The organism is Granulicatella sp. HMSC31F03, assembly GCF_001807725.1.
In the GTDB taxonomy this organism is placed as follows: domain Bacteria; phylum Bacillota; class Bacilli; order Lactobacillales; family Aerococcaceae; genus Granulicatella; species Granulicatella adiacens.
Map to the genome: position 1 here is coordinate 1 of NZ_KV790865.1, position 24,449 is coordinate 24,449.

Below are 24,449 nucleotides of genomic sequence, written 5' to 3' on the forward strand. Positions count from 1 at the left end.
ATTTTCCTGTCTACTTGACAGGGTGCACTTCACTTATATGTTACATTTTGCTTTTTCTACTATTAGTCTTCTAAGTTTACGTTGTGGTACACTTTTTGAACGTCTTCGTTGTCTTCTAGAGCGTTAATCATGCGTTCGAATAAACGTAAGTCATCGCCTTCAAGTGTCACTTCTGATTGAGGAATCATTTCGATTTCGCTCACTGTGAATTCAGTGATTCCTAAGTCTTCTAGAGCTTTACGAACTGTATGGAAGTCGTTTGGTTCAGCGTAAACAATCGCTTGATCGTCTTCTTGAACAACGTCACGAACGTCAACGTCTGCTTCCATTAATTGTTCTAATAATTCGTCAGCGTCTTTGTTGGCAACACCGAAAATTGCTGTGTGGTCAAATAAGTAAGTTACAGAACCTGGTGCACCCATGTTACCGCCGTTTTTGCTGTAAGCGGCACGTACGTCAGCTGCTGTACGGTTTACGTTATTTGTTAAGGCATCTACGATAATCATAGAGCCGTTTGGTCCGAAACCTTCGTAACGGAGTTCTTGGTAGTCGCCATCTCCGCCACCTTTTGCTTTTTCAATCGCACGTTCGATGATATGACGTGGTACGTTATAAGTTTTCGCACGGTCAATAACGAATTTTAATTTTTGGTTTGAATGAGGATCTGGTTCCCCTTGTTTTGCAGCTACATAGATTTCAATCCCGAATTTAGCGTAGATTTTACTGTTATTTGCATCTAATTTTGTTTTCTTTTCGACAATATTTGCCCATTTACGTCCCATTGTTTCACTCACTTTCTGATTTTCATCTGGACTTAACTCTTCCATTATACACAATCAAGACGCGATTTGTTAAGTGTTTTCTACTAAAAATTGAGCCGTGAGCAAAGTTTGCAAGAATTCATAGACTATCGGGTATGATAGAAGTGAGGTGAGAAAATGGACGAAGTAAAAATCATATATATATCCACGCCAACATGTGGGGTGTGTCATGCGATTAAACCACGAGTAAAGGAACTTGCTGAAGAGTATAAGATTCCGGTAGAAGAAATTGATGCCACTCTTCATCCAGAAGTGGCGAGTCTCTATGAAGTCTTAACAGTGCCAGCGGTTATTTTGACGCTTGGGGATAAAGAATTCGCCCGCCAAGCACGCTTTATTGACCTGTTAGAACTCGAAAAACGAATCGTTCAAGCGAAGGCGTTTGCGGAAACGGAGGAGACTGAATGAAAACCATGAAAGAACGTATGCTCACAGGAGACTTATATATTCCGTCTCTCACAGAAGGGCTAAGAGACTTATCCATTAAAGGGAAAAAACTAGCGCAACAATACAATCGTTTGGACTTTGATGATTTCGAAGGAAGACGGGCATTGTTAAAACAGTTATTTGGAAAAACAGGCGAGAAGATTTACATGGAGCAACCCGTCTATGTGGACTACGGAGTTCATACAACGATTGGAGAAGGATTCTATGCGAATTTTGACTGTACATTACTAGACGTAGCGCCGATTACGATTGGGGACAACTGCATGTTTGGTCCGCACGTATCGCTTGTGACGCCAGGACATCCAACTGATGCCGAAACGCGCAATGCGGGTCCAGAATTTGGAATGCCGATTACGATTGGCAATAGCGTATGGCTCGGGGCGAATGTGACGGTGAATCCAGGAGTGACGATTGGCGATAATACGGTCATAGGGTCTGGCTCCGTGGTGACAAAAGACATTCCAAGTAATGTGATTGCGGTCGGAAATCCTTGCCGCGTCCTTCGTGAAATTACCGAAGAAGAGAAGGCAGATTGGCGCCAAAAACACCAAGAACTATTAGAGGAACTTGGAAAATAAAATAGAAAACGAAAAAGGTCGTCCAAGCAGGACGGCCTTTTTTAGTACGGTATAGTGATTTCTTGATTGTTGGCATGCGTTGTTTCTTTGATAATCATATCGATGTAGTTCAATAAGAAGTTCGATGAGCTATTGGTTTGAAGCTGCTGATACGCTTTAGAGGTGAGAACGGTATCCGAAATATAGCTTTCGGGAATTTTATCTCCTGAGAAATAAGCTAGATTGAGCGGTGCTAGAACGCTACTAAGTTCGTCGCCCACTTCTTTGGTATACCACGATTCATCATATAAAGATTGATGCGTCATGATGCGAGTCGAGTCATCGAAGACCTGTTTCATATAGTTCTTATGATGCAACAAATCCAGATTCGTTTGTCCCGATTGAGCTGCCCATTCGTCTGCTTTTAACGCCGTTTGCTGGTAATGATAGTCGTTAGGGCTCATCGTTAATTTGCCGATGGTAGACGGATAAACAGAAAACGCGCCATTGACGATTTCCGTATACGAACGATCCGCGGACATCTTTTCTGTGGCAATCTGTTGCGTATGAATATGCCCCGAGAACCCGAGTGTCACGTTGTCATATTGATTAAAAATCGCCTTCAAGTCCGAAGCGTTATCGACCACGAAGCCATCAGGATTAAATTCATGATGCGCCAACAAATTGTGATGCATCACGGGAATGACTTGAACGCCAGCAGAATGTGCCGCTGCTAACTCCTTATCAATCCATTCCAGCGTTTCTTTTGGAATCACACCGCCCGTCTTTGGAGCGCCTTTTCCCTCACCGTTTTTCTCGTAAATATTACTATCAATCATTAAGAACCACAGTTTGGTAAAGGGCTTGGCCATATAGCTCAGCGAGTGCATATCTCTCGAGGACGCTTCGGAGTAACCATATTCGGTAAAGACATTTGGAAAATCTGCCGCCGTCATTTGCTTGATTTTATAGTTCTCGTTGCCTTGAAAATTTCTAGCCCAGCCATCCGCAATATCGTGGTTCCCAGGTTCCACGAGGACGGTCGTTCCTAGCGCTTCGATGCGTTTGAAGAACTCGGCCAATTCGATAAAACTTTGATACTCACCATTAAAGGTCATGTCTCCGCTCACGATAAGCACTTTTGGACGTTCACTTTCGACTTGCGCCACTAAGGCTTCCATTCGTTCCTTGCTGTAGACGAGGTCTTTTCCGGCAGCAGTATTTTGCATTTTCTGGAAGGCCACATCTTGGTCATGCAGTTCTGGACTCAAATAGTGTGGGTCGGTGATGACCCAAATTTCATCGGTCGAAGAGAGCTCTTTTGGAGTCGCAGCGATATGTTTAGGAAAGAAAATCCACAGCAACACGAGCAACACTGCGATTCCTGCAAGTAGGGCAGAGAGTTTTAATGATTTTTTCAAGGTTTCACCTCCATCCATGTAAAAAGACAGCTGGGCACAATGGTCCAGCTGCAATTTTTATATTTATTTTTCAGTACAAGCAATAAAGCTTTCACGTAATTGGTTTTCTGGAAGGTTCTTTCCGATGAAGACCAATGTTGAGCCGCGTTTTGTATCCTTCCAATCGCGACCTCTTGAGATATCAAAGCTCATTTGAACCCCTTGGAAGATGATTTGGTAATCTAATCCTTCCACGTTTAAGATTCCTTTGTAACGGTATAATTCTGGCCCGTAAATATAAACAAGCTCGTTCAACCATTCGTTAATGTTTGCGAGAACTAATGGTTTGTCAGTCTCGATAACGAATGAGTTAATACCGCTATGGTGGCTATGACTGTGGTGATGATGATGCTCGTGTTCATGGTCATGTTCGTGTTCATGCTCATGCTCATGGTCGTGATCGTGGTGCTCATGCTCATGCTCATGGTCGTGGTCATGATGGTGATGGTCGTGATCGTGGTCACCGTGCGCATGTGTATGGCCACATTCTTCGCAATATTCTTCTTCGGCGTGTTCTTGCATTTCTAAGATTTTCTTTTCAGATGCGTAGAACAATTCAAGTCCGAACATGTCGCTCATATGAACAGGACGTGCGTCAAGGTCTTGGATTTCCGCAAAGGCATTGATGCTACGAACTTCGTTAATCACTTTAGAGTAAATCGTTTCGTCTACTAAGCTATGTTTTGACATGAAAATCTTGTCCGCGAACCCAACTTGTTTTGCTGGTTCAGGTTGATGCGCTGTTTGGTATAGGAAGTTTTTAGCATCCACAACGGTTAATACCGCATCTAAGATAAAGTGCTCGTTTAAGAATGGCACATTAATAAAGGTTTGTGCGATTGGAGCTGGATCAGCAAGACCTGTTGTTTCAAATAACACGCGGTCCACGCGAATGCCGTTTTGTTCTTTGACCATTAAGATGGATTTCAACATATCGGCAATGTCTGTACGAAGCGTGCAGCAGAGGCAACCGTTATCCATTTGATAGATTTCTTCTTCAACGTCAAGAACGAATTGATGGTCTACACCGATTTCGCCGAATTCGTTAATGACAACAGCGATATGTTCGCCATGTTTTTCTTTTAAAACTTTATTGATTAAAGTTGTTTTCCCAGCGCCAAGGAAGCCGCTGACGATAGTAACTGGAATTTTTTGGGTCATATAGTTTCTCCCTCTCCTCAGATTTTTTCGTTTTCTTCTCGTAAATTAATTGTAGCACTCTCCTGAAAAAACTCAAAACAGACTGATTTATCTTGTTTCACGATTCCAGCAGGGGATAACCGAATGTGCTATACTGAAATGGAGAACATTAGAAAGAGTGTGTCGAATGACAAATCAGGAAGCACCAACTGCGGCCGTTAAGAAAATCGATTGGGCCGAGCAATTTATCAACCAACATTTACAAGCATTTCGTTGCCCGTATTGCCATGAAGCCATGGTTTCTGCCGAGAATCATAGCGTGGTCTGTGAGAAGGGGCATCGGTTTAATATTTCGAAAAAAGGCACCTTGCATCTCATGAAGCAAAATGCGAATACAGATTATGATGCGAAGTTGTTCCAGCACCGCTATGAACTCGCGCAAAGTGGGTTCTTTGAGCCACTTTTAGAGGCGCTTTTGCCGTATCTTTCAGGAAATGAAGAGAAGTTTATTGTCGATATCGGATGCGGGGAAGGCAGTCATTTATCTTGGTTATCTAAGCGTGTGAAGGCACCTTTATGTGGAATGGATATCGCCAAAGAAGGCATCCATCAAGCGTCGGTTCATTTTGGAAACCAAGCGCTGTTCTTCTTAGGAGACTTGGCGAACTTGCCATTTGCGGATGAATCCTGTGGGACGCTTCTCAACATTTTAACGCCGTCGAACTACCAAGAGTTTATGCGCGTGTTGGCTCCAGGAGGGACGCTTGTTAAAGTGATTCCTGGCAACGATTATTTGTCGGAGCTTCGCCAACAGCTCTACCGTTCCAATCCTGAAAAACAAACGTATTCGAATGCGGATATTCTAGAGCGAGTGCAGTCCGAATGTCCTCAAGTGACGTTTGAAGAGGTACGATACACGGTGAAGTTAACAGATGCGACCTATCGCCATTTACTAGAGATGACGCCTTTATACTGGGGTGCCACTCCAGAAGACAAAGCCTATAGTAATGAACATCCACTTGCTACGGTAACCGTCCATTACATCATCGCCGTCGTGAAAAAGCCGTAAAGAATGAATGAAATGTGCTATAATAAAACTATTAACCATTAGGAGGTTTTACAATGGGATTAAAAGATTTTTTCTCTCGTAAAAAAGAAGAACCAAAGAAAGATGAAGTGGTTCAAGAAGAAGTAAAACAGGAAGAGCTTAAAAAGGAAGAAACAGCAGAAGTGAAAGAGGAAGTGGTAAAAGCAGAAGCATCTGCCACACCAGCTGAAGGGAGCCAAACTTCTGAGGACGCTAAGAAAGGTTTTGCACTTGGGGTAGAAAATGTATTTAGCGCAGGAAAGGACTCTCCAGACTTAGTTGTTACAGGGTATGTCACAGGAACGATTAAAGTTGGGGATGAAGTCATTATTACTAAATTGGGAAGTGATACTGACAAACCTGTGAAATCAGCTGTATATGCATTAGAAGATGGCAATAACGGACGCGTGATGGAAGCTTCTAATAAAAAAATTGCAGCATGGATTGAAAATGGTGCTCAATATGGTCTCTATAAAGGTTCAGTCGTTCATTCAGAAGGCACTAGTGAAAATGATCTGTACGGAACCTATATTAACGCTATCGGAGAATCCTTTGTAGGTGTTCAAAATGGCGAGATTTCAGATATTGACCGTGTGTACTTATCCGTAACGGATGTTGCTGAAATTTGGCGTCTTTTTTTATGGTATTGCAACATTAATGCCGCAGAAGACACAGAAGAAAGACGTTCTGAAAACATGGAAAAAATCCGCAATTTAGTGACGATTACCCGTGATAAATTATTCTTAGTGGATGAAATTTATGCAGTTTATTCTGTCACAACCGGAGAGCCTTATTTATTCACAAAGACGATGAAAAAAGAAGATGGCAGCTACTATACAACTGCGCCATTAGTACGTTTAATTCCAGCGGCTTATAAAGAAAATCTCAAAGAAAAATTTGAAGATAATGAAGAGTTTGAATTGCGTCGCATTGAAAATGGACCGAATAAAGATGGCATCCGTAATTTCTTAAGCGAAGTCATTTTATTAGATGGAGCTCGCGGAATTCAATTTATAGCAGAAGAAACGTCAATTGCAGCAGAAGGATTGATCGAATTTCCGAACTACGAAGGGATGAGAGAAATCGATATTCCTGTAACGAATCCAGATGTGGTCCGCTGGTTACATCTCCTTGGACAATTAGGGAAACCAGATACGCCAGACCGCGAAATTCTATTCAATATGTATTTCCACCATTTAGCCGAAGCGTTAAAAACAGCGCGCTTTATTGTTCCGATGAGAGGACATGGAGAATTGCCAAAGGTGGATGAAAATGGCAATACCACCTTTAAAGAAGGATTCACATTTGACTTAGCCATGCAAGATGGAAAAGAAAAAGAGAAGGCACTTCTATTCTTTACAGATTGGAAGAGACTGCGTAAAGAATTTGGAGAAGAATGGCAAGGACTAATCCAACAATTGGACGGCAAATTGAGTCTTCATGATGTTATTATCAATGGAACAGGCAAGGAAGAAGCAGGAGCCTATATTACGGAAAGTATCTTTAATAAAATTAAGAATGCCGAATAAAAAGAATCAAAAAGCATAAGGACTCACAGGGTGGGTCCTTATTTATTTAGTGGTTTATATATTCTCGAAATAAGCTATGATATAATTTAAGTATCAAGTATCAGCTGTTGGAAAGCGGAGGAAAATAAATGGGATTATTCGATTTTTTATTTGGAAAGAAGAAAGAAAATAGAACTGTTGTTTTTGGGGTAGAAGAGATACTCCCTAATCCAAACGACTCAGAAGACTTAGTCGTTATAGGACTCGTAAGAGGAACGATTCACGTTGGAGATGAAGTCATTATTACAAATTTAGGAAGTGATAATGATAAACCTGCAAAAGCTGTCATATCCGCACTTGAAGACGCGAATAAAGGTCAAGTGAAGAAGGCATCCGGCGACAATGTTGTGGTAACGATTAAAGATGGTAAAAAACACAACGTGTATAAAGGTACAGTCTTGCATTTCGAAGGGGTAAGCGAAGATGATTTAAGAGCTTCTTATCTTTACGCTATTATTAATGCATTTTTCTTCTGGCAAAATGGGAAATTAATGGATGAGGATCGTAGACGCTTTTCGATTACGGACCTAATAGAAATATGGAGACAATCTATTCGTTTTTGTGATGATAGTGCTGCACAACATTCACATGGAACACATGCATTCTATCTTGAAAAAATCCTTCTTTTAATGGAGCAGGTTCGCGCTACATTATTAACACTCGATGAAATATATGCAGTTTATTCTGTAAAGACTGGAGAACCAGCTTTGTTCATAAGTTCAACAAGAAATAAAGATGGTAGCCTTGAGCCAGCTGAAACAATGGTACGTTTAATTCCTGCGGCATATAAAGAGAAAATTACATATCCTGATGAGTTTGTGCTCCGTCGTATTGAAAACGGACCTGATAAAGATGGAATCCAGAATTTCTTAAACGAAGTTATTTTCTTAAATGGAGCTGAAGGAATTGAGTTTATTTCAGATGAAACGTCAATTAATGCAAAAGCGCTAGTAAAATCCCCGGATTTAGAAGGGATGAGAGAGGTTGACAAACCGATAATGAATCCTGAGGTAGTTCGTTGTTTACTAATGCTAGGCCAAATTGGAAATACTACTACATTAGGAAAGAGAGATCGAGATTTCTTATCCAATTTGTATTTAAACCGTTTGACGGAAGCCTTAAAAACAGCACGTTTTATTGTACCTATTAAAGTACAAGGAGAATTACCAAAACCCAACGAAAATGGGGAAACTTCTTTTGCAGAAGATGTGAAGTATGAGTTAGCAATGAAAGAGCTAAAAGACAATAAGAAGGCTGTTCCAATTTTTACAGATTGGAAGAGATTCAATGAAGAGTACGGGGATGGGTGGAGAGGTCTCCTCCAACCGTTGGGAGGTCCATTAATTCCGCATCCTGTCCTTATTAACGGAACGCTATATTTCGAAACAGGTAATGAAACCAAAGATAGTGAATGATTAGGAGTAGGAGAAACAAAATGGGATTATTCGATTTTTTATTTAGAAAGAAGAAACCTGATCCGAGTTTTACTCTGGGTAAGGAAGAAGCAGAATCAATCTGTATTCTTGGAGTAACTAATGTGATTGGTGTTGATGACAACGCTACAGACTTAATTATTGAGGGCTTTGTTCAAGGAACCATCAAAGTAGGTGACGAACTTGTTGTTACAAAGATAAGTTGTTTATCCAAAACGCCTGTAAAAACCGTCATTTTATCCATTTATGTTGATGAAGAGGAGGTTCAAGAAGCCTCAGAAAAAATGGTGAAGGTAAAAGTCAAAGATGGGAATAAACTTGGGATTTATAAAGGTACCATGTTGCATTCGGAAACCGTGACAGATACTCAGGTTTACCATGCTTATCGTTTTACAATGGATATCGCTTTTGTAAGGCAACAAGATGGAATACTCACTGAAGAGGATCGTGAAAAATTGGCCGCTTCAGACATTTCGGAGATTTGGAGTTTATATTGGAAGGCCCATCTTGAAGACTTTGGAAGGGTAAAAGAAATAGAACTGAAGGTGGATCAGAGAAGACGAGATTTCTTTAATTTGATTCGAGAAAAACTATTTTTATTAGATGACATTTATGTAATATACTCACCAATAACGAACGAACCTCATTTGTTTGCTACTGCATCATTAGATGGAAATAAGGGGATAACTGTTTCACATTCACGGGTTTATCTGGTTCCAAGCTCATACATGCATTACCGTAAAGATCTTTATAGGAATGATAAGAGAGCAGAATTTAAACGGATTGAAAACGGACCTGAAAAAGAGGGAATTCGTAATTTTCTAAGAGATTTATTTATATATGATGGAGTAGAAGCGATTCAATATTTCACAGAAGATACGTTTATTTTTGCAAAAGAATTAATGGACCTTCCGAATTATGAAGGGGTAGATGAAGCAGAAATCCCTGTAACGAATCCAGATTTAATGAAGTTTTTGCATCTATCAAGTCAATCGGACGGAATAGAAGATAAAGAAGAAAAGAATATCGGTAAAGCATATTTTTATCTGCTTGCCAGATTTACAAAGACCGCAAAATTTATTGCGCCTATGCAACTTCATGGGTATGACCAACTTCTTGAAGATAACCCGCAAACTGAAATCGAACCTAATATTCCTTTTAATTTAGCGATAAAACAAGGGAAAACAAAAGAGAAGGCCGTTCAAGTGTATACAGATTGGAAGAGACTCCGTAAACACTTTGGTGAAGAGTATAAAGGGTTAGTTGTAACGCTTGATGAATTGTTAAAGGATTATGATGTTGTTATTAATCCTGGCGAATATCCGATAGCTCTATTTATGACAGAAGAATTCTTTAATGCAGTAGATTAAATAGTTATAAGAAAAGCAACTCAAGGAGTTGCTTTTCTCTGGTTTAGTGGTTTATATATTCTCGAAATAAGCTATGATATAATTTAAGTATCAAGTATCAGCTATTGGAAAACGGGAGGAATATGAATGGGATTATTCGATTTTTTATTTGGAAAGAAGAAACAGGCTCCGAGTTTTGCTCTTGGTGTTGTTATTTTTTTTAAGGGAGAGGACAATTCTTCAGACTTAATGGTAGTGGGTTTCGTGAAAGGGACCATAAAAGTTGGGGACGAAATTGTTGTTACAAAGATGAGTTGTGTGACGGAAACCCCTGTGAAAACAACCGTTCTATCACTCATGGTTCCTGAAGGCGAGCTACAAGAAGCTTCAGACAGAATGGTGATGGCAAGAGTCCAAGATGGGGCTAAACTTGATATTTATAAGGGAACGGTGTTGCATTCGGAAAATGCTCCGGATGAACAACGATATAATGCTTATATTGCTGCGCTGGGAAACGCTTTTGTGAATGAACAAGAGTGCAAACTTACTAAAGAGGATTGTGAAAGATTAGCTGCATCAGATATTTCGGAGATTTGGCAATTATACTATAAAGCGCATGCTGAAGAGGCTAAACAATTTGAAGCCAAACAGGTACTATTAAATTATAAAAGACGAGAATTGTATAAACTGATTCGAGAAAAACTATTTTTATTAGATGATGTTTATGTAGTGTATTCAGTAGAAACAGATGAGCCTTATTTGTTTTCTCATGCATCAGAAGATGAGAAGGGCACACTTTCTGTTACAATGCCAATGGCTCGACTGATTCCAAGTTCGTATATCCATAATCTTAAAGAGTCGTTTGGAAAAAATGAGATATTTGATTTTAAACGAATTGAGAATGGGCCTGATAAAGAAGGGATTCGTAATTTCATAAGAGACTTATTTATCTATGATGGAATACGTGGAATTCAATATTGTGGTGAAAAAACAACGATTCTTGCGGAACAACTAGTGGATCTTCCGCGGTATAAAGGGATGGATGAAATAGAAATACCTGTAACGAATCCGAATGTGATCAAGTGGTTATATTTGGCACGTCAATTGGGTAAACTGAATACGAAAGATAAAAAAAGACTAAGCCAAGTCTATTTATATGAGTTTTATGAAGCTTTAAAAACAGCAAAATTTATTGCGCCAATGAGGCTTCATGGATATGACCAACTTCTAGAAGATAACCCGCAAACGGACGTAGTACCTAATATTCCTTTTGATTTAGTAATGCAACCAGGAGATACGAAAGAGTTGACACTCAAAGTGTATACGGACTGGAAAAGACTTCGTAAGCACCATGGAGAAGATTGTAAAGCATTAATTGTGACGCTTGATGAACCATTAGCATTTCATGATGTTGTTATTAATCCGGGAGACCATCCGATGGCAGCTGCTACGATTACGGAAGAATGGTATAATGAAGTGAAGAGGAAAACAGACAGTATAAGAAAAGCAACCCCTTGAGTTGCTTTTCTCTGGTTAGAAGTCTCTTTAAGTGTATAAAAGAAGTCTTTTTTCAGTAACAAACTAAAACAATTCAAGGAATGATAAAATTTTTTTCAAAAACGTTAGAATTTCTTAACTTTATAGTTGATTTTTAAAAAGAAAAGCGCTATTATACTTGTATCTCTTGCTCTGTAATTGATTTTGCACGGCAATTGATGTTCGACTAACGTTAACTTTCGCAGTGATTTCACCGAAGGCTAGCGTTTTTTTTGTGTAAAATTAGGAAACTTTGTGAAAAAAGAGAAGTATAGTACAATAGTTAGGAAGAATGGAGAGGAGGATTTAGATGGATACAGCAGGTTTAAAACAGAAGATTATTGCTAAAAGCAAAGAGCTGGGCATTGATAAGATTGGTTTTGCTTCTGCCGAGCCTTTTACGCACTTAGAAGAGAGCATGCGTCGTTCCAAAGAACTCGGTCATACGACAGGGTTCGAGCATCCAGTGTTAGAAGAGCGTATTTATCCAGAAAAAATCTTCGATACTCCAAAAACAATTATTTCCATTGCGCTGGCATATCCAACACTTCCAAAAAATAAGCCGGAACGTGTGAAGGGAGAGCGACGCGGAGCTTTTGCACGGGCTTCGTGGGGGGAAGATTATCACTTTATTCTTTCAAGACGCATGGAAGCATTAATCAATTATATTAAAGAAGAAGTTCAAGACGATGATTCCCGCTTTAAGCCAATGGTCGACACGGGCGAATTAATCGATGTCCGGGTGGCCGAGCGTGCAGGAATTGGTTTTGTCGGCAAAAACGGCCTTTTAATCACTAAGGAATTTGGCTCATATGTCTACTTAGGTGAGCTGATTACGAATATCGAGTTTCCAACCGATGAAATGGTGGATTACGGATGCGGCGATTGTACGCGTTGTGTGGATTTCTGTCCAACAGGGGCGCTACTGGGCGACGGGCGTATGAATGCTATGCGCTGCCTATCCTATCAGACGCAGACGAAAGGCTTTATGCCGCAAGAGTTTCGTAAAAAAATCGGCCATGTGATTTATGGCTGTGATATTTGCCAGCAAGTGTGTCCGTACAATAAAGGAAAAGATTTCCATTTGCACCCAGAGATGGAACCATCTGTTGAAGAGACACATCCACTCTTAAAGCCGCTTGTGACGATTTCGAACAAAGAGTTTAAGGAACGTTTTGGACAAATGGCGGGGTCGTGGCGTGGAAAGAAACCGTTGCAGAGAAATGCGATTATCGCCTTAGCGAATTACCGCGATAAATCGGCAGTTCCGCTCTTACTTCGCGTTATGAAAGAAGATATGCGTCCCGTGATGAAGGGGACAGCTGCTTGGGCAGTGGCAGAAATCGTGAACGAATCGAACCAAGAAATGATCGATTATTTTAACGAGCAAAAAGAAGCCGCAGTGAAGAAGAGAGACTCTCTGGAAAATCCAACCAAGGAAGATATCGAGTTAATCGAAGAATTAGAAAAAGCAATTGTAGTTTTACAAGAAAAATATAGAGAAGAGGCAAACAAATGACGGTAAATCATATCGTATTATTTGAACCACAAATTCCGGCCAATACGGGGAATATTGCAAGAACCTGTGCAGCGACAAATTCGCCACTGCACTTAATTGAACCGCTTGGATTCTCAACAGATGATAAGCATTTGAAGCGTGCGGGGCTAGATTATTGGCATGATGTCGATATTACGTATCACAAATCGCTGGAAGCGTTCCTCGACTATTTAGGAGAGCGTCCTTTATATTTGATTACAAAATTCGCCAACCACACCTATGATGAGGTGGATTTAGCCCGCGATGAGGAGCAATTCTTCATGTTCGGGAAAGAGACAACAGGCCTTCCTGAAGAATTTATGCGCGAAAACGAAGAGAAATGCTTGCGTCTTCCGATGAACGATACGCATGTGCGTTCATTGAACTTGTCGAATACGGCAGCGATTGTTGTATACGAAGCACTTCGCCAGCAATGTTTTGCAGGGCTTGAACTGGTGCATACGTATGACCACGATAAATTAAAGTAGGTGAGTAAATGGATCAGTCCTTATATTTATGTATTGTTTACGCCATTTGTGCGATTGCCTTTGTGATTTTGGCGGTGGTTTCAAAACCACTGTATGCGATCTGTGCAGTCTTATTTGCCATCTCGTCAGTAGTGCAAGGTGTTCGCTATTTTAAAAAGAAGTAAAATTGCAAATTCGTACTGATTATGGTACAGTGGATGACAGTTAAATAGCAAAATTGATGAAAAAGAGAGTAGTTTTTAACCGAATGTATTAGCGAGTTGGAAGGGTGAAAGCCAACCATTCATTAAAAATGAACCGCACTTTTGAAATGATTATTTGAAATGTAGGATAATCCGGATTCGCCGTTACCGAGTAAAGTGGCTCAATTTGAGCAAGCAGAGTGGTACCACGGGAATTCTCGTCTCTATATGACTGTCGTCGTATAGGGATTTTTTTGTATAAATGGATATCCGAGTATAAAAACCAAAGAAAAGGAGAACAAAGATGAATTATAAGAAAATTGTTGCAGAACAAATCGCAAAAACAGTCGGCGAGCATTTAAGCGTTGACGAAATCGTATCAATGATTGAAGTGCCTAAATACGCGAACCAAGGGGACCTAGCTTTCCCTGCATTTACACTTGCAAAAGTATTACGTAAAGCACCGCAAGCTATCGCGACAGAAATCGTGGAAGCCGTTAGTGATAAACACATCGAACGCGCAGAGGCAATGGGACCATACGCGAACTTCTTCTTAGAACGTAGCGCTTTTGCCGATGAAGTCTTAAAAGAAGTCTTAGAACTTGGAGAACATTACGGTGACTGGGATTACGGTCAAGGTCGTAAAGTGGTTATCGATATGTCTTCACCTAATATCGCGAAACCAATGTCAATGGGACATTTACGTTCAACGGTTATTGGGAACGCGATTGCGAACCTTGAGAAAAAAGTGGGCTATGAACCAATTCGTATCAACCACTTAGGAGACTGGGGAACACAATTCGGGAAACTGATCGAAGCGTACAAATTATGGGGTAGCGAAGAGCTTGTAAAAGCTGATCCAATCGCAGAACTCATTAAATTATACGTTCGTTTCCACGAAGAAGCAGAACTAGACCCAACGCTCGATGATAAAGGTCGTGCATGGTTCAAAAAACTAGAAGATGGAGATGCAGAAGCGGTTCGTCTATGGGAATGGTTCAGAAGTGAATCATTGAAAGAATTCAACCGCGTGTATGACTTACTCGGCGTGACTTTTGATTCATATAACGGAGAAGCGTTCTATAACGACAAGATGGACGTTGTGGTCGACATGCTTGAAGATGCAAACTTACTAAAAGTGGATAATGGTGCGACAATCGTAGACCTTGAAAAATATGATTTACCACCAGCGTTGATTAAAAAATCAGACGGCGCAACACTATACATGACACGTGACTTAGCAGCCGCAAACTACCGTAAGAATACTTACGATTTCGCAAAATGTATTTACGTGGTAGGGATGGAACAATCAAACCACTTCAAACAATTAAAAGCAGTCTTAAAAGAATTAAACTTACCTTGGTCTGAAAATATCGTGCATATTCCATTCGGACTAATCACATTGAACGGTAAGAAATTATCGACTCGTAAAGGAAAAATCATCCTTCTTGAAGGCGTGTTAAAAGAAGCGACAGAACTTGCTTTGAAACAAATCGAAGCAAAAAATCCATCGCTTGAAAACAAAGAAGCTGTGGCACACGCTGTTGGGGTGGGTGCGGTAATTTTCCACGACTTGAAGAACGACCGTACAAACAATTTCGACTTTGCGCTTGAAGAAGTGGTACAATTTGAAGGTGAAACAGGACCGTACGTACAATATACACATGCTCGTGCGATGAGTATTTTGCGTAAAGCCAACCATACTGTCGATACACAAGCGGCCTTCTCATTAACAGACGATGATGCCTGGGAAGTATTGAAACTGATTGAAAACTATCCAAACGTTGTACGTTTTGCTGAAGAAAAATGCGAACCATCTGCAATTGCAAAATTCGTTATCAATTTAGCACAAGCGTTTAATAAATATTACGCACATACAAAAGTACTCGTTGAAGATGAAGCCTTCAACAGCCGTATCGCTTTAGTACAAACAACAGCAAGCCTTCTAAAACAAGGCCTAGCGCTTCTTGGCGTGGCTGCTCCAGATGAAATGTAGTCATTGACATCAAGTAGGATAAGCCTTATACTTAATGCACATATAGAAGCAATGAACAAGCGCAGTAGTGGTTGTCCACGGGAGAAGAAGAGAATTGTCGGTCGGTGCAAGACAATCCCCCACATCCGCGAAGTACACTTGGGAGCGATCCGTAAGGACGTCTCATCCGCGATAAGGATGCTCGAGTGGATGATGCCTGGCATCGTCAACAAGGGTGGTAACACGGTGAAAATCGTCCCTAATAGTCTTTTTTGGCTATTAGGGATTTTTTATTTACAAGAAAGAAGGGGAGAAACAAGATGAACATTATCGATGATTTAGAATGGCGCGGCGCCATCAACCAAATGACAGATGAAGAAGGCTTACGTGCCTTAACCAGCGAAAAGGCTGTATCACTCTACTGTGGCGTAGACCCAACTGGAGATAGCATGCACATTGGACACTTAATTCCATTTATGATTCTTCGTCGTTTCCAATTAGCAGGACATAAACCAGTTATTTTGATTGGTGGGGCAACAGGATCAATCGGAGATCCAAGTGGTCGTACAAGCGAACGTGTGCTTCAATCAATGGAACAAGTTCAACACAATGTCGAAAAATTGACAGCGCAAATGAAAAAATTATTCTTCACAACAGATGAAGACCAAGCGACATTACGCCTTGTAAACAACTACGATTGGACAAAAGATTTATCATTATTAGACTTCTTACGTGACTACGGAAAGCATTTCAACTTGAACACCATGCTTGCTAAAGACGTGGTCGCAAGCCGTTTAGAAGTGGGGATTTCATTTACAGAATTCTCATACCAAATCCTACAATCAATGGACTTCTTACATTTATTCAAGACAGAAGACGTGCAAGTTCAAATCGGTGGTGCGGACCAATGGGGGAACATCACTTCAGGTCTTGAATTAATCCGTAAAGTAGAAGGCGCAGAGTCTCGTGCTTATGGGCTAACCATTCCATTGATGTTAAAATCAGACGGCACAAAATTCGGGAAATCAGCTGGTGGCGCTGTATGGCTAGACCCTGAAAAGACAACTCCATACGAATTCTACCAATTCTGGTTAAACCAAGATGACCGCGACGTGATTAAATACATCAAGTACTTCACATTCTTAGACCGCGAAGAAATCGAAGTGCTCGAAGAAAAAGTAGCTACAGAACCACATAAACGTGAAGCGCAAATCCGCCTTGCTGAAGAAGTCACTCGCTTCGTTCACGGCGAAAAAGCCCTAGAAGATGCGAAGAAAATTACAAACGCGCTCTTCACAGGAAACGTACAACAATTAACAGCCGACGAAATCGAACAAGGCTTCAAAAACATGCCAACATTTGAAAGTTCAAAAGAACCTCAAAATCTAGCGACATGGCTTGTTGACCTTGGCATTGAACCTTCAAGAAGACAATCACGCGAAGATATTCAAAACGGCGCGATTTCTATCAACGGGGAAAAAGTAACCGACCTCGAATTCGAATGGACGAAAGAACAATCTTTTGAAGAACGCTTTGTTATCGTCCGCCGCGGTAAGAAAAAATACTTCTTAGTAGTGTTGAAATAATAAAACGACGGATGATTCCTGCGAATTGCAGCGGATTTATTTATCATCACTGTAACGTTGCATCAGCGCAAGCCTTGGTCTTGCGCCTTAAAAGCCTCAAAGAGGGCGTACGGATTATAAATCCTACGCCCTCTTATTCGTTTTTATGCTCTACCACGTTACTGTGATGATAAAATCCGCAGTATTCTCCAGAATCATCCTGCGCCTGTTATATATAAAGTCACTTAGAAAATTATTCTTAACTAACCTGACGATAACAAGCAGTTCACAAAGTTGAAAATTAAAAAAGTTTTTAAATAGATTTTTGAATCCTCTATAAACGCCTACACAATCATATTTCAAAAGCAAATGTAAAAAACACAATATGACATATACGTTATATTGCAAAATAACTTTTTGGTCAAAAGCCCGAATTTGTTGGCTCCAAAACTCATGATTTAGTGAGTGCATTTCGAATGCAAAAGCTCGGCACTTTTCCATTTAAAACTGCAGCTGCTTAACCCATAGAAGCTCAGGCTATTTTACGTAAGATTCTTTCAATGTGGTAACCTTGCTTGAGAAGATGGAATTGGATTTAGATTTCGGAAAGTATATGGCTTCAATAGTGACAGTAACGTGTATAGTATTAAAACGAATAAGAGGGCGTAGGATTTGTAATCCGTACGCCCTCTTTGAGGCTTTAAAGGTGAGAGACTTTGGCTCGAACCGGTACAACGTTAGCGTCACTATGATGATAGCCATAAGGCTTTTCCGAGATTCCCTTTTTTATTTATACTTTCTCCACGGTTACCGCATTGAAAATAGTATCGAAGTTATCCATGTTTATAAAGCCTGTTTGAGCTTCCATGGCATTGAGCGTACCTGCAGTCACTGCCGTTTTCAAAATGGATTCAACACTTTCGCCTTTTGCAATCGCATGCGCTAACCCAGCAATCGTTGAGTCTCCAGAGCCAACAGGATTCACGGCGTTGACTTTGGGGATATTCACCTGGTAAAACGCTCCATCATGTTTTGCAAGTGCGCCTTTTGATCCAAGCGAAACAACCACCCAATCCACCCCTTCAAATAACGGAGAGTTCAATTGCTCCTTCAATTCTTCAACCGTTGTCGCTTCAGGAACCCCTAATAGCCCAGCGAGTTCTTCTTGGTTTGGCTTAATTAAGACCGGCTTAGTAGCAGCTTCGAGTGCAATCTTTAATGTCTTTCCAGAAGTGTCTAAAAGCACAGGAATTCCGACTGCGCCAGCTTTTTCAATAATCGTTGCGTATAAGTCATCGTCCATTCCACTAGGTAAGCTACCAGAAATCGTGATAAAATCGACTTCTTTTAATAAGGTTTCGAAGTGGGCGAGGAAACCTGCTTGTTCTTCTGGTGTAATGGTAGGACCGGCCTCTAGGATTTCGGTTTGAAGGCCTTCATGTAGGATGGCAATACAATTACGAGTTTCCGATTGGATAGGGTAGAAGTTGTTTTCTAAGGCAACCTCATCCAATTTTTCTTTAATAAAAGCACCGATGTGGCCGCCTAGTAAACCTGTTGCTAGCACTGGAGAACCGAGTTGCTTTAAAACACGACTTACGTTGAGGCCTTTTCCACCAGGTGTTTTACTAACCTTTTGAGTACGATTCACCGTATCCATCTTTAATGTTTCGACCGTATACCCAATATCTACCGCCGGATTCATTGTTAATGTTAATATCATAAAAATAGCTCCCTTCTATTTTCAATTGGATACGTTAAATATACCATATTTCCTCTTTTTTGAGGGCTAAAGTTTGGTTTGTTACAAAACTTTTTGAAGATAAATGTACCGATTTAAAAGGAATTACATGTTTTCCTTGAATCCTTCTATAAAAAAAGACAAATAATTCTGTAATATTTTATAAATTTCTCCTTTTTTTGTATCAAAAAGGTCAGCTAATCGTTTTATGTTACAGCTTTGTTACAAGGTATTGTCAATTCAAAGAAAATCAACATCAGACTAAAGTCCTATGGTATTATAGTACCAAGTTAAGTTTTATTTAAGCCGAATCGGCTACTTCGAATATATAATTGATTTTTTATTGGAACTATTGGAGGGACTCACTTGAAGAAACGTTTATTAACAGTATTAGTAACAGGAACAGTATTAACATTAGGAGCTTTAGCACCAAAAGTTAGTGCGCAAGACTTTGATTCACAAATCAACTCAGTTAATTCAACAATTGCAAATATCAATGATAAAAAAGCTGCAGTTAATGCAACAATTGATTCATTAGTATCTGAATTATCAGGAGTACAAACTAAGATTGATGCTACTCAAGCTCAGAAAGCTGAAGCTCAAGCAGCGATTGACTCATTAAAATCAGAAATTTCTAAATTAGAAAAAGTAATTGCTGAACGTAACGAACGTTTAGAAGAACAAGCTCGTGCAGTACAAACAAACGGAGCTCGTTCATATGTTGACTTCTTATTAAATGCAGAAAACTTATCAGATATCGTTAACCGTATCGGTGTTGTTATGGATTTAATCGGTGCTAACCGTGATTTAATGCAACAACAAGCAGAAGATAAGAAACAAGTAGAAGCTAAAGAAGAGCAACAACAAGCTAAATTAGCTGAACAACAAAAAGCTGAGGAAGAATTACAAGGCTTACAAACAAAATTAAATGAAACTTTTGACAAAAATAAAGTTTTATTAGCAAACTTATCTCAAGAAGAATTAGCTGAAATCTCAAAACGTGATGGATTAGTAGCAGAAAAAGAAGCTTTCCAAAAACGTTTAGCTGAAGAAAAAGCAAAAGCAGAAGCTGAAGCAGCACGTATTGCAGAAGCATCTCGTCAAGCTTTAGCAGCAGAAGCAGCAAAAGCAGCTGAAACAGTTGCAGCAGCAACTTCAACTCCAGCTCCAGCAGCTTCAAATACTCAAGCACAAACAACAGCAGCAGCTCCAGCAGCACAAGCAACAGCGGCTCCTGCAGCAACAAAACAATCTTCTAGCTATACTTATACAGCTGGCGGAGGATTCCCAGCGGTTGACCCAAGTTACCGTGCAGCTTTAAACGGTGGATACTTCGGACAATGTACTTACTACGTATTCAACCGTATGGCACAAGTTGGAACACCAATCGGACATAGCATGATGGGTAACGCGGCTGAGTGGCCAGCATATGCTCGTAGCTATGGATACTCAGTATCTAACTCACCATCAGCTGGTTCAGCAATCGTATTCCAACAAGGTTTAGCAGGTGCTGACCCAACTTACGGACACGTAGCATTCGTAGAAGCAGTTAACGCAGATGGTTCATTATACATCTCTGAAATGAACGTACAAGGATTAAACGTAATCTCTTACCGTACAATCTCAGCAAGCGTTGCAGCTCGCGCAACTTACATCCGTTTCTAATAGAAATTAAAAGAGCCGTCTCCTGAAAAGGAGGCGGTTTTTGTTTGCACTATTTGGCCCAACACACTTCAAGTATAATTTGACATCCTACACTAGATTTTCTATGATAACAATAAGTCGCAATAAAGGAGTATAAAATGAAGAAAATAATTAAATTATCGATTGTATTATTAGGAGCATTTTTTGTTTTATTAGGATGCCGGTCTGAAAGTAAAGCGGAATTTGCCTTAGAAGTTTCTATTTCTAAGCAAAAAGTAACGTACATGTACGACCAGGAAAAAGATTCGGTTTCCTCACTAACGTTTAACATCAGCTATGATATTTCTAAGAACAAGGAGTACGAAGAAAAGGCACGTAGACAACGTGAGAAAATCGTAAAAGAAATGGATGGAATTGATGGAATTAAAGTCACTCAATCGGATAGTGAAAAGGAAATCGCATTTACTGTTGATGTTGACCTTAAGAAGTTCAAATATGATGATGAAGAGAGTCGTTCGAAAGCACCAGCACTCTATAGCAGTGTTCATTCAGCTTTGGTGAAGAAAAATGATCGTTACAGTTTCGAAGAATCCAAGAAAAAGATTTTAGAAGAAGGATTTAAAGAAGTAAAATAGATTTCTAAAAAATTGGATGCCAATCACTGGCATCCAATTTGTTTAGTTGGGAAAAGTTTTTAAAACTTTTATAAGCAGGGAGATTGCGCAATGATACAGGAAGTGCTACAATCAACCTATAAAATAACATTTTCGGGGCAAGGTGAAATTCCTGACCGGTGGTATAGTCCACGAGCCGCTTGGCATGATCTGGTGTGATTCCAGAACCGATAGTATAGTCTAGATGTGAGAAAATGGCACTATTTCAACGAGTCTATTTGACGAGCAGTATTGGAAGGTCCATTTCAATACTGCTTTTTTATTGGAATTAGGTGAAAAGTGCAATTTCCTTCGCCCTAAGAAGGAGGATGTACGATGAGTACAGATGTAAAAAAGTCGACAGGAACAGCGACTAAAAAAATTGTTCTAGTAGGTGTTTTTGGTGCCATCAGTACCGTTTTAATGTTTCTATCTTTTAACGTACCGTTTATTCCAACCTTTGTGAAGTTGGATTTTTCAGACTTACCGGTATTGTTGGGGGGATATATTTTAGGTCCAGTTTATGGAAGTTTTATCGCCATTATCAAGATATTATTGAATTTTGTCTATAATGGGTCGATGACATATGGAATTGGGGAAACGGTGAACTTAATAGGAAGTTTAAGCTTTATGTTACCGGCAGTAATTTTATATCAACGAAATCGTAATTTTAAAACTGCAATTATGAGTTTAATCGTTGGGACGATTGCCGCTACAGTTGTCTTATTAACTGCAAATTATTTTGTGATGTTTCCTTTATATGCGACTGCTATGAATTTTCCAATGGAAAAAATTGTAGCAGCAGCTCATGCACTTAACCCTTATGTAACAGACTTAGCTTCATTAATGACGTTTGCATTATTGCCATTTAATATCATTAAATTTGGGCTAAATAGTATTCTTGCATTATTCCTATATAAACGTCTTGCAAAAGCATTAAAATTTGAACATTAAACAAGAGCCAGGGACTGCCCTGGCTTTTTTATTTTGGGAAAAATTTTCCTATATAATATAGAAGAAAAGTGATATCGGATTCCAAAGGGTATGCTTAGTTTCAATAGCAATCTGATCTAAAATGAGGTAGGATAGATAAGAATGAGGTGAAACAATGAAAGGAAAAACATGGACCCGGTTGCAACAGTTCATCGTTGCAATCAGCGCTATTCTCATGGGAATGAGCGGTTATTTAACTATTACACAAGGAACATTATTTGGACTAGCAGCACCGACCGTTTCCATTCTGTCCATCTTCTTTAGCAGTCTTCTGCTTTGGCTCTTTGTCGCAACGGATTGGCCAAGCGTTCTCTGCTATGTACTATTAGGAATCGGGATGCTTCCAGGAGTGTCTTATGGGCAGATTTTTAATCTGTCGTTTGGGAATACGACTTTTGTATTCCTATTATTTACATTTTTAATGACCTATGCTTTGGAGCAAACTCCGGCTCTTCGAAGATTTGTTGCAAAGGCCTTGGGAAGTTCTTTTGCTGGGAAAACACCTTGGCATTTTATCGGAGCTTTCTATACAAGTGTCTTATTTATTAGTCTTTTTATTTCACCGACGATTCTCTTTATGATTGTTTTTCCAATTTATGAAGAGATGATGGCTCTGTTAGGATTTAAAAAAGGAGATAGAGAAGCTTCCATTTTATTAATTGTTCTATTTTCGACAATTGCCATCGGAACTGCGATGACACCAATCAATCACGTCTTTTCAGTAACGGCGATGGCACTCTATAAGACGTCAACGGGAATTGCAATTTCCAACGCGCAATATATGATGATTGGAATTCCAGCCGGACTCGTGCTCTTTATCGCGATGGGAGTTGTTCTTAGAACTATTTGGCGAGTGGATTTATCCCAAGTGGAAATGAAACAAATGACTTCGCTAGAAAATTTACCACCGAAAAATAGACGTGAGAAAGCAACGGTTCTTATTTTTATGAGTGTTGTTCTTCTATGGGTTCTTCCAGAACTAATCGGAGGACTACTACCTGACGTGGCTACTTTCTTAAAAGGCGCTGGAATGGCATTTCCTCCGATGGTTGGAGTAATTCTTTTAGCGATTCTATCATTTGAAGGGAAACCACTCCTCTCCATTCAAGAAGGCCTACAAAAGGGGGTCTATTGGCCAAGTATGTTCTTGGTGGGAGCAACATTGAGTATGGGCACCTTAATTACGAAACCTGAATTTGGGGTGATTAGCTTACTCGAAAGCTCGTTAGTGCCTTTATTTGCGACACTTTCGCCACTATTGGTTGTGATTATCTTTGTATTGTGGGCAGGATTTCAAACAAATGTCTCTTCAAACTTAGTCACTGTTTCAGTTGTAACAACGGTGTTAACGACTGTTTATGCTACAGGATCGATTGAAGTTCAAGCGGGAACGATTGCCTGCCTGATTGGGTTCATGGCGAGCCTAGCGTTTATGACACCACCATCAATGCCTTATGTGGCCATTTCGGTTGGTTCTGGATGGACGAACGCAAAAGATGCGTTTCTTTATGGGGGAGTTTTATTCTTGCTTAGTGCGATAAGCGCCGTTGCTATCGGCTATCCATTAGGAGTCTTTTTTGGAATTTAGGAGGTTTTAGATGTTAGACAAACAACGTGCAGAAATTGATGCCATCGACCGCGAAATCGTCTCTCTTTTTGAAAGACGGATGCAAGTCGTTATGGATGTTGCTCGAATTAAAAAGGAAAATGAGATGGCCATTTTCGATGCCAGTCGTGAAAAAGAAGTGATTGCAAAAGTGCAATCGTATTTGACGGACGAAGGATTAAAAGAAGAACTTCGTGAAGTTTATGAGACTTTAATGAAAGTCTCCAAAGACTATCAAAAAATACAAATGGATGAATAGAATTTGTTTATTTTAGGTTGTAGAGAAGGGCTCATAGAATGAAGTGCACCCCAAAAGTTAGACACAAAATCTAACTTTTGGGGTGTTTTTATTATGAAATTAACTTATGAAGATAAAGTTCAGATTTATGAACTCAGGAAACAAGGTTTTAGCTACTCAAAACTTTCAGATATGTTTGATATACAGAAGTCAAATCTTAAATACATGATCAAATTGATTGATCGTTATGGGTTAGAGATAGTTAAAAAAAGGAAAAAGAATTATTATTCTCCTGAATTAAAACAAGAAATGATTGATAAAGTCCTACATGAAGGCTGGTCTCAAGGAGAAGTTTCTCTCGAATATCGTCTTCCAAATCATGGTATGCTTTCTAACTGGCTCGCACAATACAAGAAAAATAAGTATACT

At 39.8% G+C, this 24,449-nt stretch carries 21 protein-coding genes, 1 pseudogene, 1 riboswitch and 2 other annotated features; of the genes and pseudogenes, 18 read left to right on the forward strand and 4 right to left on the reverse strand.

The genetic code is table 11. From position 1 onward, the window contains the following. Positions 1 to 62 precede the first annotated feature (62 nt). Complete coding sequence (locus HMPREF3106_RS06385) at positions 63 to 782, reverse strand: YebC/PmpR family DNA-binding transcriptional regulator (protein ID WP_039849074.1); 720 nt, start codon at positions 780 to 782, stop codon at positions 63 to 65. A 156-nt stretch (positions 783 to 938) separates the two neighbouring features. On the opposite strand from HMPREF3106_RS06385, the gene HMPREF3106_RS06390 reads away from it, so the two are divergent. Both HMPREF3106_RS06390 and HMPREF3106_RS06395 read left to right on the forward strand, forming a co-directional pair. Further along, the gene (locus HMPREF3106_RS06390) at positions 939 to 1,229 is read left to right on the forward strand and encodes a thioredoxin family protein (protein ID WP_070445143.1); all 291 of its coding nucleotides are present in this window, start codon (positions 939 to 941) and stop codon (positions 1,227 to 1,229) included. Next, a complete protein-coding gene (locus tag HMPREF3106_RS06395; protein ID WP_070436897.1) occupies positions 1,226 to 1,846 on the forward strand; it encodes a sugar O-acetyltransferase in 621 nt (206 codons plus the stop codon). Before HMPREF3106_RS06390 ends, HMPREF3106_RS06395 begins: the two co-directional genes overlap by 4 nt. Before the next feature lie 41 nt (positions 1,847 to 1,887). Here HMPREF3106_RS06395 and HMPREF3106_RS06400 read toward each other — a convergent pair whose 3' ends face one another. Next, complete coding sequence (locus tag HMPREF3106_RS06400) at positions 1,888 to 3,246, reverse strand: metallophosphoesterase (RefSeq protein ID WP_070445146.1); 1,359 nt, start codon at positions 3,244 to 3,246, stop codon at positions 1,888 to 1,890. 63 nt (positions 3,247 to 3,309) lie between these two features. Then, complete coding sequence (locus HMPREF3106_RS06405) at positions 3,310 to 4,446, reverse strand: CobW family GTP-binding protein (protein ID WP_070445151.1); 1,137 nt, start codon at positions 4,444 to 4,446, stop codon at positions 3,310 to 3,312. A gap of 166 nt (positions 4,447 to 4,612) precedes the next feature. On the opposite strand from HMPREF3106_RS06405, the gene HMPREF3106_RS06410 reads away from it, so the two are divergent. The 10 genes from HMPREF3106_RS06410 to tyrS all read left to right on the forward strand — a co-directional run bounded on the left by HMPREF3106_RS06410 (position 4,613) and on the right by tyrS (position 17,166). Continuing rightward, positions 4,613 to 5,494, forward strand: coding sequence for a methyltransferase domain-containing protein (locus HMPREF3106_RS06410; protein WP_070436895.1), 882 nt, complete (start codon positions 4,613 to 4,615; stop codon positions 5,492 to 5,494). Positions 5,495 to 5,547: 53 nt separating this feature from the next. Next, complete coding sequence (locus tag HMPREF3106_RS06415; protein WP_070445154.1) at positions 5,548 to 7,041, forward strand: SseB family protein; 1,494 nt, start codon at positions 5,548 to 5,550, stop codon at positions 7,039 to 7,041. Between the two features lie 128 nt (positions 7,042 to 7,169). Next, complete coding sequence (locus HMPREF3106_RS06420) at positions 7,170 to 8,495, forward strand: SseB family protein (protein WP_070445157.1); 1,326 nt, start codon at positions 7,170 to 7,172, stop codon at positions 8,493 to 8,495. Positions 8,496 to 8,515: 20 nt separating this feature from the next. Beyond that, a complete protein-coding gene (locus tag HMPREF3106_RS06425) occupies positions 8,516 to 9,883 on the forward strand; it encodes an SseB family protein (protein WP_070445160.1) in 1,368 nt (455 codons plus the stop codon). A gap of 126 nt (positions 9,884 to 10,009) precedes the next feature. Next, positions 10,010 to 11,380 (forward strand): SseB family protein, encoded by a 1,371-nt coding sequence (locus tag HMPREF3106_RS06430; RefSeq protein ID WP_070445163.1) that lies wholly within the window; start codon positions 10,010 to 10,012, stop codon positions 11,378 to 11,380. 328 nt (positions 11,381 to 11,708) lie between these two features. After that, positions 11,709 to 12,917 (forward strand): tRNA epoxyqueuosine(34) reductase QueG, encoded by a 1,209-nt coding sequence (gene queG / locus HMPREF3106_RS06435; RefSeq protein WP_070445166.1) that lies wholly within the window; start codon positions 11,709 to 11,711, stop codon positions 12,915 to 12,917. After that, positions 12,914 to 13,423, forward strand: a complete 510-nt coding sequence (gene trmL, locus HMPREF3106_RS06440; protein ID WP_070436886.1) for a tRNA (uridine(34)/cytosine(34)/5-carboxymethylaminomethyluridine(34)-2'-O)-methyltransferase TrmL — start codon at positions 12,914 to 12,916, stop codon at positions 13,421 to 13,423. Before queG ends, trmL begins: the two co-directional genes overlap by 4 nt. Before the next feature lie 8 nt (positions 13,424 to 13,431). Then, positions 13,432 to 13,587 carry a hypothetical protein gene (locus tag HMPREF3106_RS09555; protein WP_160313175.1) on the forward strand — a complete coding sequence of 52 codons (156 nt, stop codon included), beginning with the start codon at positions 13,432 to 13,434 and terminating at the stop codon, positions 13,585 to 13,587. Positions 13,588 to 13,634: 47 nt separating this feature from the next. Beyond that, positions 13,635 to 13,834, forward strand: a binding site (T-box leader). Positions 13,835 to 13,909: 75 nt separating this feature from the next. Further along, positions 13,910 to 15,601, forward strand: a complete 1,692-nt coding sequence (gene argS / locus HMPREF3106_RS06445) for an arginine--tRNA ligase (protein ID WP_070436883.1) — start codon at positions 13,910 to 13,912, stop codon at positions 15,599 to 15,601. A 42-nt stretch (positions 15,602 to 15,643) separates the two neighbouring features. Further along, positions 15,644 to 15,844 (forward strand) — a binding site (T-box leader). 56 nt (positions 15,845 to 15,900) lie between these two features. Continuing rightward, on the forward strand, positions 15,901 to 17,166 hold the full coding sequence (gene tyrS, locus HMPREF3106_RS06450) for a tyrosine--tRNA ligase (protein ID WP_070445169.1): 1,266 nt from the start codon (positions 15,901 to 15,903) through the stop codon (positions 17,164 to 17,166). Between the two features lie 769 nt (positions 17,167 to 17,935). On the opposite strand, the gene lacC is transcribed toward tyrS, so the two are convergent. Further along, on the reverse strand, positions 17,936 to 18,868 hold the full coding sequence (gene lacC, locus HMPREF3106_RS06455; protein ID WP_070445172.1) for a tagatose-6-phosphate kinase: 933 nt from the start codon (positions 18,866 to 18,868) through the stop codon (positions 17,936 to 17,938). Between the two features lie 384 nt (positions 18,869 to 19,252). Between lacC and HMPREF3106_RS06460 the strand changes: the two genes are divergently transcribed. From HMPREF3106_RS06460 to HMPREF3106_RS06485, 6 genes and pseudogenes are all read left to right on the forward strand, one after another. Then, positions 19,253 to 20,551 (forward strand): CHAP domain-containing protein, encoded by a 1,299-nt coding sequence (locus tag HMPREF3106_RS06460; RefSeq protein ID WP_070445175.1) that lies wholly within the window; start codon positions 19,253 to 19,255, stop codon positions 20,549 to 20,551. Between the two features lie 137 nt (positions 20,552 to 20,688). Continuing rightward, on the forward strand, positions 20,689 to 21,165 hold the full coding sequence (locus HMPREF3106_RS06465; RefSeq protein WP_070436875.1) for a hypothetical protein: 477 nt from the start codon (positions 20,689 to 20,691) through the stop codon (positions 21,163 to 21,165). A 124-nt stretch (positions 21,166 to 21,289) separates the two neighbouring features. Further along, positions 21,290 to 21,404, forward strand: a riboswitch (FMN riboswitch). A 115-nt stretch (positions 21,405 to 21,519) separates the two neighbouring features. Next, entirely contained in the window at positions 21,520 to 22,137 is a 618-nt protein-coding gene (locus HMPREF3106_RS06470) for an ECF transporter S component (RefSeq protein WP_070436873.1), read from the forward strand. 154 nt (positions 22,138 to 22,291) lie between these two features. After that, a complete protein-coding gene (locus HMPREF3106_RS06475; RefSeq protein ID WP_070445180.1) occupies positions 22,292 to 23,764 on the forward strand; it encodes an SLC13 family permease in 1,473 nt (490 codons plus the stop codon). A 10-nt stretch (positions 23,765 to 23,774) separates the two neighbouring features. Next, complete coding sequence (locus tag HMPREF3106_RS06480) at positions 23,775 to 24,041, forward strand: chorismate mutase (RefSeq protein WP_049555717.1); 267 nt, start codon at positions 23,775 to 23,777, stop codon at positions 24,039 to 24,041. Positions 24,042 to 24,134: 93 nt separating this feature from the next. Next, positions 24,135 to 24,449: pseudogene (locus tag HMPREF3106_RS06485) on the forward strand (IS3 family transposase); the annotation flags it as partial.